This is a genomic window from Pseudomonas sp. RIT409 (assembly GCF_003052515.2).
GTDB lineage: Bacteria > Pseudomonadota > Gammaproteobacteria > Pseudomonadales > Pseudomonadaceae > Aquipseudomonas.
The window spans coordinates 1-19,181 of the sequence record NZ_QARE02000035.1 but is presented as its reverse complement, the minus strand read 5'-3'; the positions used below and the strand labels follow the sequence as shown (position 1 = coordinate 19,181).

The 19,181-nt window shown below is 60.5% G+C and carries 19 protein-coding genes; 5 read left to right on the top strand and 14 right to left on the bottom strand.

The window, feature by feature from the left end; translation table 11 throughout:
- Positions 1-62: 62 nt before the first annotated feature.
- The 7 genes from DBP26_RS25895 to DBP26_RS25865 all read right to left on the bottom strand — a co-directional run bounded on the left by DBP26_RS25895 (position 63) and on the right by DBP26_RS25865 (position 8,538).
- Positions 63-1,673, bottom strand: coding sequence for a flagellar hook-associated protein 3 (locus DBP26_RS25895; RefSeq protein WP_108240439.1), 1,611 nt, complete (start codon positions 1,671-1,673; stop codon positions 63-65).
- Positions 1,674-1,686: 13 nt separating this feature from the next.
- Positions 1,687-3,729 carry a flagellar hook-associated protein FlgK gene (flgK, locus tag DBP26_RS25890; protein ID WP_108240438.1) on the bottom strand — a complete coding sequence of 681 codons (2,043 nt, stop codon included), beginning with the start codon at positions 3,727-3,729 and terminating at the stop codon, positions 1,687-1,689.
- A gap of 10 nt (positions 3,730-3,739) precedes the next feature.
- Positions 3,740-4,999, bottom strand: a complete 1,260-nt coding sequence (gene flgJ / locus DBP26_RS25885; protein WP_108240437.1) for a flagellar assembly peptidoglycan hydrolase FlgJ — start codon at positions 4,997-4,999, stop codon at positions 3,740-3,742.
- Between the two features lie 25 nt (positions 5,000-5,024).
- Positions 5,025-6,137, bottom strand: coding sequence for a flagellar basal body P-ring protein FlgI (locus DBP26_RS25880; RefSeq protein ID WP_108240436.1), 1,113 nt, complete (start codon positions 6,135-6,137; stop codon positions 5,025-5,027).
- A 13-nt stretch (positions 6,138-6,150) separates the two neighbouring features.
- A complete protein-coding gene (gene flgH, locus DBP26_RS25875; protein WP_108240450.1) occupies positions 6,151-6,864 on the bottom strand; it encodes a flagellar basal body L-ring protein FlgH in 714 nt (237 codons plus the stop codon).
- Positions 6,865-6,961: 97 nt separating this feature from the next.
- Entirely contained in the window at positions 6,962-7,750 is a 789-nt protein-coding gene (flgG, locus tag DBP26_RS25870) for a flagellar basal-body rod protein FlgG (protein WP_108240435.1), read from the bottom strand.
- A gap of 47 nt (positions 7,751-7,797) precedes the next feature.
- A complete protein-coding gene (locus DBP26_RS25865; RefSeq protein ID WP_108240434.1) occupies positions 7,798-8,538 on the bottom strand; it encodes a flagellar basal body rod protein FlgF in 741 nt (246 codons plus the stop codon).
- Positions 8,539-8,809: 271 nt separating this feature from the next.
- Here DBP26_RS25865 and DBP26_RS25860 point away from each other — a divergent pair, with 271 nt between their 5' ends.
- Positions 8,810-8,989: a hypothetical protein gene (locus DBP26_RS25860; protein WP_108240449.1), complete on the top strand. Its 180-nt coding sequence runs from the start codon at positions 8,810-8,812 to the stop codon at positions 8,987-8,989.
- A 49-nt stretch (positions 8,990-9,038) separates the two neighbouring features.
- Here the strand turns inward: DBP26_RS25860 and DBP26_RS25855 are convergent, their stop codons facing one another.
- The 7 genes from DBP26_RS25855 to DBP26_RS25820 form a co-directional block, all read right to left on the bottom strand.
- Positions 9,039-10,847: a flagellar hook protein FlgE gene (locus DBP26_RS25855; RefSeq protein ID WP_108240433.1), complete on the bottom strand. Its 1,809-nt coding sequence runs from the start codon at positions 10,845-10,847 to the stop codon at positions 9,039-9,041.
- A gap of 284 nt (positions 10,848-11,131) precedes the next feature.
- The gene (flgE, locus tag DBP26_RS25850) at positions 11,132-12,457 is read right to left on the bottom strand and encodes a flagellar hook protein FlgE (protein WP_108240432.1); all 1,326 of its coding nucleotides are present in this window, start codon (positions 12,455-12,457) and stop codon (positions 11,132-11,134) included.
- 28 nt (positions 12,458-12,485) lie between these two features.
- Entirely contained in the window at positions 12,486-13,181 is a 696-nt protein-coding gene (flgD, locus tag DBP26_RS25845; protein WP_108240431.1) for a flagellar hook assembly protein FlgD, read from the bottom strand.
- Between the two features lie 15 nt (positions 13,182-13,196).
- Positions 13,197-13,640, bottom strand: a complete 444-nt coding sequence (flgC, locus tag DBP26_RS25840; protein ID WP_108240430.1) for a flagellar basal body rod protein FlgC — start codon at positions 13,638-13,640, stop codon at positions 13,197-13,199.
- 3 nt (positions 13,641-13,643) lie between these two features.
- Positions 13,644-14,051, bottom strand: coding sequence for a flagellar basal body rod protein FlgB (flgB, locus tag DBP26_RS25835; RefSeq protein ID WP_108240429.1), 408 nt, complete (start codon positions 14,049-14,051; stop codon positions 13,644-13,646).
- 274 nt (positions 14,052-14,325) lie between these two features.
- A complete protein-coding gene (gene cheR / locus DBP26_RS25825) occupies positions 14,326-15,153 on the bottom strand; it encodes a protein-glutamate O-methyltransferase CheR (protein WP_108240427.1) in 828 nt (275 codons plus the stop codon).
- Between the two features lie 41 nt (positions 15,154-15,194).
- Positions 15,195-16,127 carry a chemotaxis protein CheV gene (locus tag DBP26_RS25820; RefSeq protein WP_108240426.1) on the bottom strand — a complete coding sequence of 311 codons (933 nt, stop codon included), beginning with the start codon at positions 16,125-16,127 and terminating at the stop codon, positions 15,195-15,197.
- A gap of 76 nt (positions 16,128-16,203) precedes the next feature.
- Here DBP26_RS25820 and flgA point away from each other — a divergent pair, with 76 nt between their 5' ends.
- From flgA to DBP26_RS25800, 4 genes are all read left to right on the top strand, one after another.
- Complete coding sequence (gene flgA / locus DBP26_RS25815; RefSeq protein ID WP_108240425.1) at positions 16,204-16,965, top strand: flagellar basal body P-ring formation chaperone FlgA; 762 nt, start codon at positions 16,204-16,206, stop codon at positions 16,963-16,965.
- Between the two features lie 162 nt (positions 16,966-17,127).
- Positions 17,128-17,445 (top strand): flagellar biosynthesis anti-sigma factor FlgM, encoded by a 318-nt coding sequence (gene flgM, locus DBP26_RS25810; RefSeq protein WP_108240424.1) that lies wholly within the window; start codon positions 17,128-17,130, stop codon positions 17,443-17,445.
- A gap of 49 nt (positions 17,446-17,494) precedes the next feature.
- A complete protein-coding gene (locus tag DBP26_RS25805) occupies positions 17,495-17,962 on the top strand; it encodes a flagellar protein FlgN (protein ID WP_108240423.1) in 468 nt (155 codons plus the stop codon).
- A gap of 82 nt (positions 17,963-18,044) precedes the next feature.
- Complete coding sequence (locus tag DBP26_RS25800; RefSeq protein WP_108240422.1) at positions 18,045-18,785, top strand: flagellar brake protein; 741 nt, start codon at positions 18,045-18,047, stop codon at positions 18,783-18,785.
- Positions 18,786-19,181: the final 396 nt, after the last annotated feature.

Here is a 19,181-nt window from a genome sequence, read left to right as displayed (position 1 = left end):
AGTAACGGTTGAGGCTCGAAGGCGACAGCGCGGATGACCGCTGTCGCCTCGGAGTGCAGCGCTTACAGTTTGCTGAACAGGTTCAGCGCAGAAAGCTGAGTGAACACCAGTTGGGACGCCTGCAGCATGGTTTTCTGCAAGGTTAGACGGGCGATTGCGTCGACCGGATCCGAGGCAGTGATGGTGCCCGACTCGGTGGTGCCGTTATCGATCAGCGTCTGGTTGGTGGTGCCCTGGTCGGTCGCAGTCTTGGACCGCGCGCCGCCGTCACTGACCGCGTCCGAAATCTGATTGGCGGCGCTGGTCAGGTTACCGATGGTCGAGGTAATCGTGGCTTGCAGTTTCTGCGCCGCGATAGGGTCGCCGTCCACCTTGCCGTTCAGGGCATTGATCACGTTGGTCAGCGTGTTGAGGATGTTCTGATGCTGCTGGGTCGTCGACTGCACCGTGAACTGATCACCTGCACCTGGGGTTGGCGGGGTGCCGCTGAGGGTGAACGTCACGCCGGCCGCAACGGCCTGATTGGCGACCGGCGTGCCGGTCAGCGTACCCGAGGCCACCGGCTGGCTGGTGGCCGGGTCGTAAGGCGCGGCATACAGGCTGTAGTTGGTCGCATCGGTGAAGCGCAATACCGCTCCGCCGTTCGGGAACGTTTTGTCGAAGGTTGCCTGATCGGTGACGCTCGAGCTGGAGATGACGGTGGTCGACGTATTGCCCGGCAAGCGCGCGGTGCTGACGGAACTGGGCGAGACCGACAACTGGAAGGTGTGAGGCGACGCGGTCAACGCCGCATCGGCCGCCCCGGGCGTGGTGTACTGAGCCGCGGTCAGGTTGATGTTCAGGTTCAGTTCCAGGCCACGGAAGGTGATGCTCTGGTTGGCGCTGCTGGTGGTGGTGAATTGCCCGGCTGCGGTCGCTTCGCCCGTGACGTCTGCACCATCCTTGTCGAGGATCTTGTACTGCGAGCCGTTGGTGAACGAGATCGAATACGGCTGGCCTGCGGTGAATTTGCTGTTGTACGCCGTGCTGTTGCTGACGCTGCCGCCGGACAGGGAAATCATGCCGTCGTCGGTGGTCGGCGAGACCAGGGTGGTGGAGGTGCGGGTGGTGTTGACCGCCTGCTCGAATGCGTCCCAGCCCGTGGTGTTGGTGGCCATGGTGATGCCATTGCCAATGGCGACCATATTGCGCGTCTGGTCACCCTGATAGCTGTAGCTCCCGTCCGGGTTGAGCACGTACGGCGCGGTGTTGCCCTTGGAGCCGGAAAACAGATAAGCGCCGTTTGCGTCCTGGCTGTTCATCAGGCCCAGAATCTGGCTTTGCAACTCTTTCAATTCGGCGGCGTTGGCCTGGCGGTCCTTGTCGGTGTACGTCGCGTTACCGGCGCCCAGGGTCAGTTCCTGCGCACGCTGGATCGCCTGCGTGATGGCAGTCAGTGCGGTTTCGGTGTTGACCACGCCCGTATTGATGGTGTCGATGTTGGACTTGTACTGGTTCAACAGCGTGCCCTGCTGCTGCAGTTGCAGAACGCGGGCCGCTCCTACCGGGTCATCGCCTGCGGTGTTGAGCTTGATCTGACTGGCCACTTCGTCACCGGTCTTGGTGACGTTGGCGTAGGTACGCGAATAGTTCGAAGCGCTGGTTTCGTAAAACTGAGCAGTGGAAATACGCATGGTTTACGACTCCTTAAAGACTGTTGATCAGCGTGCTGAAAATGGCTTGAGCCGCTTTGATGATCTGCGACGACGCGGTGTAGTACTGCTGGTACTTGACCAGGTTGGCCGCTTCTTCATCCAGCGACACGCCCGAAACGCTGTCGCGTGAGCTCTTGGCCTGCGTCAATACGGCGGTGGTGGCCGTGGCGTCATTCTTGGCCTGGGCGGCCTTGGAGCCGACGGTGGTGATCATGCTGCTGTTGGCAGCGCTCAGGCTCATGCCCGTGCCGTTGCCCGCCGCCGTGTCCACCGTCTGCTTGGTCTGGAGGGCCAGGGTCGATTCTGCGTTGCGGTTATCGTTCGAACCGGCGCCGGTCAGGGCAATGCTGTAGGTGTCGCCGCTTTCGGGGCTGCCGGAAATGTTCAGGCCGATCTTGTACGACTGGGCCGCGCCGGCCGAATCGGTATACCCCACGTTCAGCGTCAGGTCATTGCTGGCGCCGGGCACGATGAAACCGGTGACCGGGTTGCCGGAGGCGTCCGTCACCGCAGCACCGTTGGCGTTGAGCAAGGTGTACGACTGGGAACCGTCCGCCTGCTTGTCGCCCATGACCAGGCGCATCGGCGTGGAGGCCTTCATCGCATTGCGCAGGTCGGTCGTGGCGGTGCTGTTGTAGATGTTGACCGGTGTGTCCAGGCTCGGTTGCGAGAAGGTCCCCGTCCCCTTGTTAGCCCCGGCTGTACCGGTCAACGGCGCGGCGGTGGCGATGTCTTTCGGGTCGGTCATGACCATCTGGATGCCGCTGGCGGCATTGCCGGTCGGGCTGATCTTGAAACTGTCGCCAACCTGCACGGTGCCGCTCAGGGTCATCGAGAACCCGTCGATGACCGGGGGCGGTGTCGTTCCGGTGTCATAAGAGCCCATGGCCTTGCCGTCCGGCAGGCGTTTGACGCTGTAGCCGGTGGCGCTGGTGAAGGTCACCTGGTAATCATTGGTGGTCAGCGCGCCGGTGTTGGAAATGGTCACGTTGAGGTTGCCCGAACCGGAGCTGTTGCCCTGTGCGGCAATACTGCGTTGCGCGATCAGACTCGGGTCGTTGATGCTCAGGAACAGGTTGGAGCCGAAATCGCCATTGGCGTCCACCCCTTGGTTCAGCTGCTGGTTGACCTGATCGGACGTCACCAGCGCCAGGCGGCCCAGCTCGTTGGCGGCCGGTTGCAGCACGTCACTGCGATAGCGCAGCAGGCCGCCCAGCGTACCCCCCGTGACCACACCCGAGACGTCGACGTCGCTGTTCTGGTAATTGAGCTTGAGCGCGTACACAGTCGGGTCGCTGTCGCTGGGCACCGCACTCAGCACATTGGCCTTGCTGCCGGTGACCAGCGGCTGGCCGGTGCCGATGTAGACGTCATAGTTGCCGTTGGTTTCGACGACCTTGGCGCCCACCAGCTCGTTGAGCTGGCGAACCGCTTCGTTGCGCGAGTCCAGCAGTGTGTTCGGCTGGCCGCCAGACGACTGCGCCGCAGTGATCTGCTTGTTCAGATCGGCAATCGACGAGGCCAGTGCATTGACCTGCCCGGCCACCGCGGTGAGTTGGGTGTTGATCCCGGCGTTCTGATCCTTCATCTGCTGCGAGATGTTGTTGAACTGCGCGGTCAACGCCTTGGCCGTGGTCAGGAAATTCTGCCGAGCCGACGAATCCGTGGGCGTTTTCGACAGGGATTGCAGGCTGGTGAAGAAGTTGCCCAGCACGGTGCTGATGCCGGTCGAACTGTTCGACAGGATCGAATCCAGCTTGCTGGCCTGTCCCAGGTACGCCTGGGCATCGGAATCCAGCGAGGTACTGGTCTGCAATTGGGTATCCAGGAAGCCGTTGTAGATCCGACGCACGTCAGACAGCGTGGTACCGGTGCCGATGAAACCGACCCCGATATTCTGCTGCGCACCTGCGGTGGTCATCACTTGCTGGCGCGAATAGCCCAGCGTATCAACGTTCGCAGTGTTGTTGCCGATGGTGGTCATCGCTGCACTGCTGGCGTTCAGCCCTGAAAGCCCGATTGAAATCAGTGACATGGTTCAAACCTTATAAAGTCGTGGAAGAGACCGGCGCGGCTGCGTAGCTCTGGTAACTCTTCATCTGTTTCGCTATTTGAGAAATCTTGCTGGCGTAGTCCGGGTCCGTGGCGTAACCGGCCTTCTGCAGCTCTTTCACAAACTGTTCCGGGTTATCGGCCGATTTGAGCGTGGCTTGATAGCGATTGTTGTTCTGCAGGAAGCTCACCAAGTCGTGGAAACTGTCGGCATAAGACTGATAAGAGCGGAAGTCCGCCGTCTCCTTGACCATCTTGCCGTCGCGGAACTCACTGGTGATCGCGCGCGCCTCTGGCCCCTGCCAGCCGCCCTGAGCCTTGATGCCGAAGAGGTTATGGCTGCTGCTGCCATCGGATTGACGCATGATCGATTTACCCCAACCGGTTTCCAGCGCCGCCTGGGCGACGAGTACCGTGGGATCGACGCCGATGCGTGCTGCTGCGTCCTGAGCCAGCGGCAGCATGGTGTTGACGAAATCATCGGCGCTGGCGAACGCGGACTTGGCCGGCGCGAGCGGTGTCTGCACACGGTTGCGTACATAGGCGTCGGCCTGCGCCGTATAGCCAGGGCCGATGGTCCAGTCGCCGTTGGTGCCCGCCCGCTTGGCGGCGGCCACTGCAGTGGACACGGCAATGCGGTTTTTCAACGTGGTGGCCCCACTGGCGGCCGTGTCCTGTGTAGCTGCGGTATTCGGCACGATGCCGGCCATGATCCGGTCCGCCAGCTTGCTTGGCAGCGCCAGACGACGGGCATTGAGCGCTGCGACGTCGTTGTGCGGTGTGCCATCGGCTGTGGCGGCGGGGGCTACCGAACGCGACGCCCACAGGGGGCGCTGGGCGATGCGAGTTGCCAACCCCTGGGGCTGCACGGCGGGATCCGACCCAGGCGTCGCGGCGCTCTGCGGCGCGGGGGCGACATCGGTGGTCTTGGTCTTGGACAGCTGGCGCATGAGGACGTCTTGCAAACCGATACCGCCACCCTCGCGGGACAGGCTCACCGATAACTGCTGGTCGTACATGTCCTGGTACTGGCGCGTGGCATCGCTGTTGAGCGGGTTGTCCTTGGCCAGCACTTCGTTGGCCGAACGCATGGCCTTGAGCATCTGGCTGACGAACAGGGACTCGAACTCCTGCGCCACCTTCTTCAGGTTCGCTTCGCTTTCGCGGTCGCCGTGCTTCAAGGAGGCCAGGCGATTGAGGTCGGTATACGCCCCCGAATCGACTGTGCTCGTCCCGCCACTTGGAATGCTCATGCCTGTTCCTTCTGAACCAAACGCCTTAAATCACGATCAGGTCGGCTTGCAACGCGCCCGCCTGTTTCAACGCTTCGAGAATCGCCATCAAGTCACCCGGCGCTGCGCCCACTTGGTTGACGGCCCGCACGATTTCATCAAGCGTCGTGCCCGGCCCGAACTTGAACATCGGGTGCATTTCCTGTTGAGCGTTGATCTTCGAACGCGGGACCACTGCGGTCTGGCCGTTGGAAAACGCTCCCGGCTGACTGACCACCGGGTCTTCGGTGATGGTCACGGTCAGGCTGCCGTGGGTCACGGCGGCAGGCGAGACTTTGACGTTCTGGCCGATGACGATGGTGCCAGTGCGCGAGTTGATGATGACTTTGGCCGAGGTCTGGCCCGGATCGATCTCCAGGTTCTCCAGCACCGACAGGTAATCGACGCGCTGGTTGGGGTCCAACGGCGCCGTCACGCGTACCGAACCGCCGTCCACTGCCTGGGCGACGCCAGGGCCGAGCATGTCGTTGATCTTGTCGACGATGCGTTTGGCCGTGGTGAAGTCATTGCGGTTCAGGTTGAGGGTCAGCGAATTGCCTTGGTTGAAACCGCTCGGCACCGCACGCTCGACCGATGCCCCGCCTGGAATGCGGCCCGAGGACGGCACGTTGACGGTGATCTTGGAACCATCACGGCCTTCGGCATCGAAGCCGCCCACCACCAGGTTGCCTTGCGCCACGGCATAGACGTTGCCATCGATCCCCTTGAGCGGCGTCATCAGCAGGCTGCCGCCACGCAGGCTTTTCGAGTTACCGATGGACGACACGGTGATGTCGATCTGCTGACCCGGCTTGGCGAAGGGTGGCAAGTCGGCGTAGACCGCCACGGCCGCAACGTTTTTCAGTTGCACCGTGCCCGACCCCGGCGGCACCTTGATGCCGAACTGCGAGAGCATGTTGTTGAAGGTCTGCAGGGTAAACGGCGTCTGGGTGGTCTGGTCACCGGTACCGTTCAGGCCCACCACCAGACCGTAGCCGATCAATTGGTTGGTCCGCACGCCGGAAATACTGGCAATGTCCTTCAGACGCTCGGCCTGTACCGCGCCGACCGCCGTGAGAGAGAGCAACGCTGCCGCTATCAGTTGCTTGAAGGTGATCATGGCTATCCCGCTATCAGAATGGGAACAACGGGCTGAGGAAGAATCGGTCGAACCAGCCTGGCTGGCTGGAATCGGCGAAGGCTCCGGTACCGGAATAGGTAATACGGGCATCGGCCACGCGCGTGGACGATACGGTGTTGTCGGTGGCGATGTCGTCGGCACGGATGAGGCCCGCAATGCGCACCAGCTCGTCACCGGTGTTGAGGGTCATCCACTTCTCGCCGCGCACCGCCAGAATGCCGTTGGGCAGCACGTCCGCTACGGTCACGGTGATCGAACCGGTCAGGCTGTTGCTCTGCGCTGCCTTGCCGTCGCCCTTGGTGGCACGGTCGCCTTCGTAACCGGCGTCCAGGCTCAGGTTGCCGCCGCCCACCGGGTTATTGGTGCTCACGCCAGCACCGAACAGCGAGGTCAGGCCCAGGCTGGTCTTGCTGGTCTTGCTCAGGCTGGAGTTGGCCGCCTTGCTGGCCGCCATCCGCTCGGACAGGGTAATGGTGATGATGTCACCGACCCGGTACGCCTTGCGGTCGCCATACAGGTTTTGCTCGAAACCGGCCTGATAGATCGAACCGTTGTTCGCCGCTGCGGGCAGCGGCGTTCGTGGCAACACCGGCGCGTAGTAAGGGTCATTGGGTTTGGCCGAAGGCGCAACGCAACCTGTCAGCAACGCGAGACCGCAAAGCGGGGCTGCAAACAGGGAAAGCCGCAGTACAGAAAGCCGTTTCATGACACTTAAAACCTCGCGGTGTAGCAGGCGCTTTTCGGGCGCCCCATCGAATTGATTCGTTGTTTCCTGGCAATCCATCAGGGGAGTCAGTCTTCCATTACAGGTTCTGGGTGACGTATTGCAGCATCGAGTCGGCGGTCGAAATCACCTTGGAGTTCATTTCATACGCACGCTGCGTGGTGATCATGTTCACCAACTCTTCCACGGTGCTGACGTTGGAGTTTTCAAGCGTGTTCTGCTTGACCACGCCCAGCCCGTTCAAGCCAGGGGTACCGACCTGCGGCGCGCCGCTGGAAGCGGTTTCCAGGTACAGGTTGCCGCCCTGGGATTGCAGGCCGGCCGGGTTGATGAAGTCAGCGGTCTGAATGTTGCCGATGACTTGCGGCGTGGCCGTGGCGGCCGAGGTGGTGACCGAAACGGTACCGTCTTCACCGACGGTGAAGGTCTGCGAATCCTGGGGCACGACGATGGCCGGCTCCAGCGCGTAACCGTTGGCGGTCACGATCTGGCCGTTCTGGTCGAGGTGGAAGGTGCCGTCGCGGGTGTAAGCGAGGGTGCCATCCGGCTGACGGATCTGGAAGAAGCCACGCCCGTTGACCGCCATATCCAGCGGCTGGTTGGTGGTCTGCAGGCTGCCAGCGGTGAAGTTTTTCTGCGTGCCGACGATGCGCACACCGGTACCCAGTTGCAGACCCGAGGGCAGCTCGCTGTCCTGGGTGGATTGGGCGCCTGGCTGACGCTTGATCTGATAGAGCAGGTCCTGGAATTCGGCCCGGTCACTTTTGAAACCGGTGGTGGATACGTTGGCCAGGTTGTTCGAAATGGTCGTCAGGTTCATGTCCTGAGCGGCCAGACCGGTTTTTGCTACGTAGAGTGCCGGAAGCATTCGTTCATCTCCTCAAACGCCGAATTGTCGGCGCAAGCTGTCAGTCATTAGCCCATCTGCAAGACGCGAGCCATCGACTCGTCATCCTGCTCGGCGGTCTTCATCATCTTGACGTGCAGTTCGAACTGACGGGACAGCGCCAGCACCGAGGTCATTTCCTCGACCGCGTTGACGTTGCTCGACTGCAGAAAGCCCGATTCCACCTGCACGTTGGCATCCACCTGCGCCGGTCTGCCGTCTTTGGTGTGCATCAGTCCATCCGGGCCCTTTTCCATGTTTGCCAGGTCCGGCCGAACCAGCTTGATGCGGTCGATCTCAGCCATGACTTGCGGGCTTTCGCCCAGGGAGCGGACGCTGATGGTGCCGTCGGCGCCGATCTCGATCTGCTGCTGAGGCGGCACGGCGATCGGCCCGGCATTGCCCATGACCGGCAAACCATTGCCATCGCGCAACACGCCCAGCGCATCGATGTTCATGCTGGAGGTGCGGGTGTAGGCTTCTCCGCCGTCAGGCGTCTGGACCGCCATCCAACCATCGCCCTTGACGGCGACATCCAGTTCGCGCCCGGTGTCGATCATCGAACCCTGGCTGAAATCCGTCCCGGGACGCTCGCTCATGGCATAAGCACGCGAGGGGTTGACCTCGCCAAAGACGGGCATGGAGCGGGCCTGTTCGAGGTCGCGCTGAAACCCGTTGGTCGAGACGTTCGCCAGGTTGTTGGCATGCACTTTTTGCGCGACCGCGTTTTCCGACGCACCGCTCATGGCCACGTAAAGTAACTTGTCCACAGTCTTCCTCCTCCGACAGACGCTTGCCGCCTGTAGCTGTACTGGCAGGTGATTAGCAATGATCGCGCCAGTTTCTCTCCAGGCGTACAAACGGTTGATTCGCCAGCGGTTTCGGGGGCTGCGCTGTATGAAATATCGTGCGAAGTCGGCGTCGCGACAGCGGACCGCCGCTTTTCGGGCTGGGAGGTGAGAGTGCCGCCAAAAAACTTTCGTGCGAGGAGCGATTATTGCAATGATTCGCTCATCTGCTTTTTACCAACGGGAAACCGTCATGCGTTTGCGTACTGCCCTGCTCTTCGCGCTTGCCACCTGCGCCACCGCGGCCTTCGCTGCACCTGCCTCGTATTACCTGTGGCAAGGCAAGCATAAAACCGTGTGCGCCCAGACCAGCCCCGGCAAGGGCTGGACCCGGGTCAGCGGCGCGTTCGTAAGGCCCGACTGCTCCTTCTGAACCCCGCCCTGCCCGGCCGGCCATACGCAAGCCAGGGCTGGGCGTCCGATCAGGTTGCCCTGATCAACGTCTGCATCAACTCCGCTTCCGTCGACAGGGTTTTCGAGTTGGCCTGGTACGCCGTCTGCGCCTGTATCAATTCCACCAATTCAGATTGCAAGTCGACGTTCGAGCCTTCCAGCGACTGGTTGACGATACTGCCCAACGTGCCGATACCCGGCTCTTCGTAGTTGGCAACGCCAGAATCGGCGGTTTCGATCCAGCGCGTATTGCTCATCGGCTGCAATCCCTGCTCATTGGCGAAGCTGGCAAGCATGACCTGGCCAATGACACGTTGCTGGCCATTGCTGTACCCCACCCTCATGATTCCGCTCTTGTCGATGGACAGCTTGTTGGCGCTGCCCGCCGCATACCCGTCGACAAACACCCCAGAAGAGCCCGTCGCCGCCCGGAACTGGCTCAGCTTGTTCATGTCCAGCACGATACCGCCGCCATCGCCAGTGGCGCCGTTACTGCCCCAGCGCCCGCCGACCTTGTTGCCCTCAACGGGCTTGGCAGGCACCCAGCCACTCAGCGTCAATTTGCCATTGCTCGCCACCAGGCCAGGTCCACCCGTGAGTGTTTGCATCATGCCGTCGGCGTTGAACAACACACTGGCAGTCAACGGATCAGTGCTCTCAGGATCCTGCGGATTGCGACCATCGATCAGCACGTGCATTTTCCAGCTGTTGCTGCCGTCCTTGACGAAGTACTGCGTCAATTCATGGCGAACGCCCAGGCTGTCAAAAACGGCGCTGGTGAAGGGCTTGTTATAGGTGGAAACGTCGGCCCGATCAAAAGCCGGTACCGGGCGGGGCATGACAGGGTCGCCGGGGTTGAGCAACGCACCACTGGCATCGTTGAGCGGCAAGGCGACGACGCCGGTGTTGGCAGCCGGACTCGGCACCCAATTGCCATTGACCTTGATTGCAGGCTGCCAGCCATACAGTGCCAGATCACCACTCTTTTCCAGCTTGACGGCTGCCTGATTGCCGGTCAGATGCAGATTGCCATTGGGCAGCTTGCGTATGCCCACCTCCAGAGGCGTAGTGGTCGACGGATCGAGCGGGTTCACGCCATCAATCAGGAGGTAGGACGTCCAGTTGTTATCGTCGAGCTTGACGAAATACTGCGTCAGCTCATGGTCCTGCGGCGGCACTGCAGCCCTGGCCGCAACCACGATCACCTCGTTGCCTTTCGCATCCTTGCCCTTGACCTCCTTCACCTCCGGTACCCCCGCGTCCTGAATGGTCTGGGTCGTCATGCGCGTCCAGGTACGCGGGTCGTTCACGTTGAAAGTCGGGACAGCCGCCAGCGACGCTTCGGCGGAATCCAGGTTGATTGTCTGCTCCACCTTGCTGGTGGCCTTGGGCGCCAAGTTGGCATTGTCGATCTGAAGATCGGTACGCACACCCCGAATCACCTCACCGTCAGCGGTCACCGCATAACCCTGCAACCGGCTGCCTTGGGCGTCCACGATGTAGTTTTCGGCGTCCTTCAGAAATGCGCCAGAACGCCCATAACTGATCGCGCCGTTGTCACTCATGACGAAAAAACCCTTCCCCTGAATCCGCATGTCCAACGCTCGTCCCGTATCGGACATCACGCCGCCTGCCTTGAAGTTCTGCGAAACATTGGCCAGACGCACCCCGTCACCGACGGCATTGCCGCTGCCAAGCATCGATGAGGAATAGACGGCAGAGAACTCCGCCCGAGAGGATTTAAAGCCTGTTGTACCGACGTTGGCGATGTTGTTGCCCGCCACTTCCATTCGTTTATGGGCTGCATTCAACCCGGCAACCGCAATATTGAATGACATGAACACTCCCTGAGTCGTCAGCGACGACACTTGCGTCAATGCATGGATTTATTCGCGGGCAAAGGAATGCGCTCGGGTGTTGTTCGATCCGACGACATTCATTTGTCAGCGCGTTCGATCATCGCAAACACGGGAGTGGGAAATTTCTGGGTCGGGGGTGGGACGGCTCTTGATGTTTTTTCGGTGGGGAAGATCGTCGCCAGGCGTGCGAGGTGGGCGGCTGCACGAATGAAAAAGCCCCTCGAAAGAGGGGCTCAGGGTGAAGCCTGTTCAAAGGACCTTGATCAGGTCATCTGGATGGTCGTCTGCAGGATGGTGCTCTCGGTCGAAATCGTTTTTGCGTTCGCCTGATAGTTACTTTGCGCCTTGATCAGTTGAACCAGTTCGCCGGTCAGGTCAACGTTGGATTCTTCCAGCGCCGATCCGGTAATGCTGCCCAGCGTACCCGACTCCGGCGCACCCGTGACCGGGATGCCCGACGCATAGGTTTGACGCCACATGGTGCCACCAGCCGGGGCCAGGCCCTGGGCGTTGGCGAATGTGGTCAGCGCCACTTGACCGATCACTTTGGACTGCCCGTTGGTGTAGTTGGCGAACAGGTTGCCACTGGAGTCCACGTTCATCGCGCTGATCTGGCCGGTGTAGTTACCGTCCTGGGTCTTGGAGATCGCGCCGCCAGCAGCGTTGGTCTGCGAGGTCGCCAGCATGTCCAGCTTCATCTCCTTGGAAGAGGCACCGTTGGCCACCCAAGTGGTGGTCGAACCGACCGTCTTGCTCTGCGCCGGTACCCAGCCGTGGAGGGTGAAGGTGCCGTCCGCGTTCACAACCACGCCAGAAGTCGAGGTCGGCGCCGGGCTGGTGATCAGGTTGCCAGCCGAATCGAACTTCAGTTGAGTCTGGTCTGCCGCGACCGCCGGCTCAGTGACCGGGTCCTGCATGTTGCGACCATCGATCAACGTGTACATGGTCCAGGAGTTGGTGTCGGTCTTGCGGAAATACTGCGACAGCGTGTGCTCGTTACCCTGACTGTCGTAGATCGGGGTGCTGAACGTCGACGTGTAGGTGGTGGTGTCGGCCGGATCGAACGCCGCGCCCGTCGAAATGGGCTTGGAGGAATCCAGGTTCGATTTGATGTTGATGTCACCGGTCGCTTTCGGCGGCATGTTCGAGGTATCGACCCGCAGGTTGGTCAGCACACCGGTCATCACGTTGCCGTTGGCATCGACGCCGTAGCCCTGCAGGTTGTTGCCGTTGTTGTCGATGATGTTGCCAGCGCTGTCGGTATGGAAGTTACCGGCGCGGGTGTACAGCTTCTCGCCATTGTTGCTCAGCTGGAAGAAGCCGTTGCCGTTGATGGCCAGGTCCAGGTCGCGCCCGGTGCCCGTGGTCAGGGTGCCCTGCGTAAATTGCTGGGTCACCGCAGCGGTGTACACGCCGCTGCCGACGTTGGTACCGCCCGAGGTACCACGGATGGATTGGGCGTATTGGTCAGCGAATTCCGCGCGGGACGCCTTGAAGCCGACCGTCGCGACGTTGGCAATGTTGTTGCCCGCGACGTCGAGGCTTTTGTTCGCTGCGTAGAGCCCACTCAGACCGATATTGAAAGACATACTTCACTCCTGCGCCGTCGAGTCGGCTCTAGATCCCGATTTGTTGAACTTTGGACAAGGCAATGTTGGTGCCGTCGGCCAGATTGAGAGTCATTGCGCTGCCTGCCGAGCCCATGGTGACACTGGTCACCGTCGCGGGCAGGTAGGTGGTCAAGCCCGTCTTGGTGCCGTCCAGGGTGCCTTGCGCCTTGAAGCTGTAGTTGCCCGATGCCAGAGTATTGCCGGCCTCGTCCTTGCCATCCCAGGTAAAGCTGGCCTTGCCCGCCTTCTGCTCGCCCAGATCGATGGTGCGCACCACGCTGCCCGTACTGTCGTAGACGCTGACGGTGGTCAGGGTACTGGTCGAAGGCAGCACGACCTGGCCGGTCATTTCTTTGGCGGTGTCGACGTGGGTCGATCCGCCGTCGACGATCACCGAGCGGCCCACGAGGGACGAGGCCTGCAACGCTTGCGAGGACTGATACATGCCGCCGATCGCATCGACCGAGGTGTTCAGGTTCTGGATGGATTCCAGACTGCTGAACTGCGCCAGCTGCGCGACGAACTGGCTGTTGTCCTGTGGATCGAGCGGGTTCTGGTTCTGCATCTGGGTCACCAGCAATTGCAGAAACGCGTCTTTGCCCAGGCTGTTGGCACCTGTGGTGCTGTCGCCCGTCTTGTCCGACGTGGGCTTCTGCAGCGACTTGATGTAGTCGCTGGCGCTGGTGTCGTTGGTAACGGTCATTGCATGCGCCCCTTATCACTGACCCAGGGTCAGGACCTTCTGCATCATTGTTTTGGCGGTGTTCATGATTTCCGCGTTGGTCTGGAACGAACGGCTGGCCGAGATCATGTCGGCCATCTCATTGACCACGTTGACGTTCGGGTAATAGACATAGCCGTTCTTGTCAGCGGCCGGGTGATTGGGCTCGTAACGCGCTTCCAGGTTGGAAGGGTCTTCGATGATGCCCGCCACTTGTACCCCGGTGCCGGCCTGGCCCTGCTCTTCGAACAGCGAAGCACTGCCACCGGCTTGTTGGCCCTGGAACACAGTGGCGAACACCGGGTGCCGCGCGCGGTAGGTCTTGTCCAAGCTGGAGGAGACCGTTTCGGCGTTGGCGATGTTACTGGCGACGGTGTTCAGGCGAGTGTTCTGGGCACTCATGCCACTACCGGCAATATTGAAAACACTGGACAGGGACATGAATTATTCTCCGCGCAGGGCCGAAACCAGCCCTTTGAACTTACTGTTGAGCAAGGTGAAGCTGGCCTGGAAACCGACGGCGTTCTCGGCGTAGTTGGCATTTTCCACCTGAGCATCGACGGTGTTCTGGTCCAGCGACGGCTGCGAGGGCGTGCGGTACAGCAAGCTCGCTTCGCCGGTGTCCATCCCTTGCGCCTCGATGTGGTGGGCGTTGGTGACATTCAGCGCAAAGGTACCGTTCTTGGCCTTGTCGCTTTCGGCGGCCAGCACCTTGGAGAAATCCAGGTCGCGCGCCTTGTAGTTCGGCGTGTCGGCGTTGGTGATGTTGTTGGCCAGCACCTCGGCACGTTGGGCGCGGAAATTCAGCGCCTTCTCGTGGATGCCCAGTGCGTTTTCGAAGCTGATGCTCATGTCGGGAAACCTTTATCGGTTGACCAGATGTTCGTGACTGCAAGTCGTTGAGCAAGGGCCGTGCCAACTCGGCGATGCGCCGTATTTGCTGGCGTTTGGGGTGGGTAGCAACCTGATATGCCAGAAAAGCGGCAAGCGATTACCGCTGTGCACGGGCAAAGCGGCAATGCCCGCGCCGATTTTTTGCCGGTTGTCGAACGCCTGATGCCTGCATCCCGCGCGCATAAAAAAAACCCGGCAATCCGGCCGGGTTTTCGGTAGCTCGTCGTGCGCTTCACTTAGCCTGGTAAATGATCCCAGGGCTGCATTGCACCATCTGATAATGATCCGGCAAGCCGTTCAACGCCTCCGATGCCCCGAGGAACAGGTAGCCCCCTGGCTTCAACGTGGCGTGAATGCGCAGCAGGATGTCCTTCTTGACCTCGGCGGAGAAATAGATCAACACGTTCCGACAGAACACGATGTCGAACTTGCCCAGCGCCGCATAGCTGTCCAGCAGGTTGAACGAGCGGAACTCCACGCGACTCTTGATCGGCGCCTTGACCGTCCAACGTCCGGGCGTTTTCTGATCGAAATAGCGCTGCAACCGATCGGGCGACAGGCCCCGGCCGATCGCAAGGCTGTCGTACTCCCCTGTCTTACAGTTATTGAGCATGCTGCCGGACAGGTCCGTCGCCACAATCTGTGCGCCGGCTTTCAACAAGCCAGGGTTGCTGCGCTCGAACTCATCGATCGACATCGACAACGAGTACGGCTCCTGCCCCGAAGAGCAGGCTGCCGACCAGATCCGCGGACGCAGGCCCGGACTGGCCTTGAGCTGCTCCGGCAACACCTTGCTCTTGAGCACCTCGAACGGATAGGTGTCTCGGAACCACAGGGTTTCGTTGGTGGTCATCGCATCCACCACCTGCTCGCGCAGGCCACTGCGCGGCTGACTCTGAATGCGCTGGATCAGTTCGCCCAAGGACTTGATGCCCTGCTGCTCCATCAGCTTGTTCAGGCGGCTGGAGACCAGATATTGCTTGTTTTCACCCAGCAAAATGCCACAGGCTTTTTCCAGGAAGCCCCGGAACTGCTCAAAATCCAAATTACCTGTAGACATGCCGCCTCTCAAATCATGTGAACAGCCGAGGAAGCGTTTCCTCAGCTGATGTCCGCCGCCCTGATACGATCTACCACTCTAGCCGCAAGATCGTCCGGCCGGAACTTGGCCAGAAAATCGTCGGCGCCCACCTTCTTGACCATCGCCTGGTTGAACACGCCCGACAGCGACGTGTGCAGCACGATGTGAAGCTTCTGCATACGCGGGTCGCTGCGAATTTCGGCGGTCAAGGTGTAGCCATCCATCTCCGGCATTTCAATGTCGGAGATCATCATCAGGAATTCTTCTTCGGGCTTTTTACCCTCGTCCACCAGTTTGCGCAGGTAATCGAGTGCCTGACGACCGTCATTCAACGCCGTCACTTCAACGCCCACGGTTTCCAGGCAGCGCGTGACCTGTTTCCGCGCCACCGAGGAGTCATCCACGGTCAGCACCCGCAGGGACAGCGCCTTATGCTGGACCTCTGCACTCACCACACCTACGGAGATATTTTCCGAGACCGGCGCCACTTCGGCGAGGATCTTCTCCACGTCGATGATTTCCACCAACTGGTTATCGATCCGGGTCACCGCCGTGAGGTAGTGATCGCGACCGGTACCCTTGGGCGGTGGATGAATGGCTTCCCAGTTCATATTCACGATGCGTTCGACCGAATGCACCAGGAAACCCTGAATCTTGGTGTTGTATTCGGTAATGATCACAAACGCATTATCGATGTTGCTCAGCGCCTTCGAGCCGGTGGCCAGCGCCAGATCGAGGATCGGAATGGTTCCGCCCCGGATGTTCGCCACTCCGCGCACAATCGGACTGGACTTGGGCATGAGGGTAAGTTTCGGGCACTGAAGCACCTCTTTTACCTTGAACACGTTGATCCCGTACAACTGCTTGCCGTCCAGACGGAACAGCAACAGTTCAAGGCGGTTCTGCCCCACCAGTTGAGTGCGCTGGTTCACTGAATCCAAAATACCAGCCATGCACTACCCTCCCCAAAAACGACCAATTGCGCAGTGCCGGATTGGCATGCGGCACGGGCCTTGCTATCTACCCGTCATGAGCATATTAACGACAGTATCCCGACACCTGACAAGCGCCAGCCGCCATTTCTTCGGCGTGCTGGCGGTCGTGTGCCTGCTGGGCGGCGCAAATGCTTGCCGCGCAGACAATGTGACGCTGCCTGAACAACTTATCGGCGTCACCCAGGGCTTTCTTGAATTCACTGTTGAAGACTATTTGGCCACCAGTCAGACCCAGGGGCGCTACGAGATTGAAGTCAAGCAACTCGACCCTCGCCTGCGCATGCCGCATTGCGACAAGGATTTGACAGCGACCCTCGAAAGCCCCGCTCAGCCCATCGGCCGCGTGACCGTCAAACTGCGGTGCGAAGGCAGCGCACCGTGGACCGTCTTCGTGCCCGCCCAGGTGCATCTGTTTCGCAACGTGGTGACCGTTGTGCGCCCCCTCAAGCGTGACGCCATCGTGAGCGAAGGCGATGTCGCCCTTCGCGAACGCGACGTCAGCCTGTTGGGCCAAGGCTTCCTGGATTCGCTCGATCAGGCGGTCGGTCAAAAGGTGGTCCGACCAACGGTCATCGACCAGATCCTGACACCCGTTCACCTGGAACAGCCGCAAATGGTCCGCAAGGGCGATCAAGTGGTCATCAGCGCACGCAGCGGGTCGATGAGCGTGCGCATGCCGGGGGAAGCGCTGTCCGACGGCGGTTTCAACGAGCAAATCCGGGTCAAGAACCTCAATTCCAAACGCGTGATCAAGGCCAACATCGTCGCCCCCGGGCAGGTCGAGGTGCCTATGTAACAAGGTCGATTCCTCTGGCGCCGCGCTTGCGCTTTTTCTACACTCGGAACCGTCATGCCCCCCGCGAAGTCCATTCGAGACTGTTTTCGCACGGGCCCTAAAGTTATTCCGGGTTTGGCCGAAACCAAGGCAAGCGTCCTAGAACCCAGAGGTTTTTCAATCATGGTCATCGACTTCAGTCGTTTGAATAGTTCCACTACCGTGGGCGGTACGTCTCGTACGCCCAGCACCAAGGAAGCAGGCAAAGCCGACGCCCCGGCGACGGTGAGCACGACCTCCGGTGTAAGCGGCAGCGGTGAGACAGTCAGTTTGAGCAGCGAAGCTCAGCAGTTGCAGAAGATCACTGATTCGTTGCGTGATCAGCCCGTTGTCAACAGCAGCCGCGTGGCCGAGTTGAAGCAGGCGATCGCCGATGGCAGTTACAAGGTCGACAGCAACCGAGTCGCAAGCAAACTGCTTAATTTCGAAGCCCAGCGCTAGCCCCCGGTCCGCGCAGGGGCTTCTGGACGCTTGAAACCCAGGGCATGCGATGCAAGACACTACGTTGCTTCAACTGATCACGGACGATATTGCACCCACCCAGCACCTGCTGGAGATCCTGAAGGCCGAGTCACTGGCCCTTCACGGCCGCAATATGGTCGAAATGGAACACATCCTGGCGCAGAAACAGGCGTTGGTGATCGTGCTCGAACAGCACGGACGCAGACGCAGTCAACTGCTGTCGAGCCTGGGCCTGCCCGCCAATCGCGCGGGACTCGAAGAGGTGGCCAGGCACTCGTCAGTGGGTGAGGCGTTATTGAAAGCGGGCGACGAACTGAGTGCGCTGATTGCCGAATGCCAGGCTGCGAACGAGCAGAATGGCGGTCTGATCCAGCTTCAACAGTTGACCACGGCGCAACAGCTCAGAATCCTCAACGGTGGCGACACGCCGACGCTGTATGACAGCCGGGGATCGACATCGGGCAGAGCCAGACCTCGTCCGCTTAGCCAGGCGTAAGTTCTTGTATCAAGGCGTGCAACATGATGGCAAAATGCCTCGCGTCGCACGCTGTCGTTTTTTGCCTGGAGATGGATAAACCGTGAATGCATTAAGTGCGGACGATGCGCCGCAGCCACCGAAGGTCATCACCACACCTTTGGAAATTGCTTCCACCCTGCGATTGCTGATGGACAGCCACGATCCGCTGATCATCACATTTCACGAGCGTAGCCAGCGTTTCCAGAGCTATGTCATCGAAGTCGACCGCGAAAACAACCTCTTGGGCCTGGACGAAATGATCCCCCGCGACGGCGAGCGCTTCATGGCTGCGGGCGAGCCGTTCCGCGTCGAAGGCTTTCACGACGGCGTTCGGGTTGCCTGGGAATCCAAAGGCACGATGACCATCATCGATGACCCACACAGCTACAGCGGACCGCTTCCCCATGAGGTGGTGTATCACCAGCGCCGTAACGCGTTCCGTGCCGCGCTGAAGCTGGCTTCGCTGGTGGACATCAAGCTCGATGGCGACAAGATCAAGGCGCCGCTCAGAGGCAAGCTGCTGGATATCTCGGCCACCGGCTGCAAGCTGCGTTTCGAGGGCGATGAATCCGAGCGGCTGCAACTGGGGCAAGTGTATGAGCGCTTCACCGCGGACCTGCCGATCGGCAGCATGACAACGGCGGTGGAATTGCGTCACCTGCACTTTGAAGAGCGCTTCAATACTACGTTTGCCGGTGTGCGCTTCCACAACATGAGTGGTTTGGTGCAGCGTCAGGTCGAGCGCTTCGTTTATCACCTGCAACGGGAAGCACGTCGTTTCGACAAAGACGACGATTTCTGATCGGTTGTTCTCCAAGCTCGGCGCTGGTCGCGTGTTCAAGAACGCAGCCCTCGGGTGTGGGGGCCGTTCGTATTTGTCTTGAGCGCCGCTGAGATTGGGGGCAGATCCGTTTGTGCGTGGGTTGGTTTTCTGTTCCTTACGAGCGGGTCCATTTTGCCGGGACCGTTCAATGGTGTGATGAGCGCCACTGAGAATGGGGGCAGATCCGTTTGCGCGGGGGCTGGGAGCCAGGTTTCGCTCTTTACGAGCGACTCCATTTTGTCTTGGCAAAATGGAGGAAAACCGCTTGCTCCTGGTTTGGCCCTGACTGCGTCAGGGTCCCTTCCCTCCGGTGCCGTTCCGTGGGCACGCCGCGGACGGCCATCCATGGCCGCGCGGCTCTCGCGGCTCCCGGCC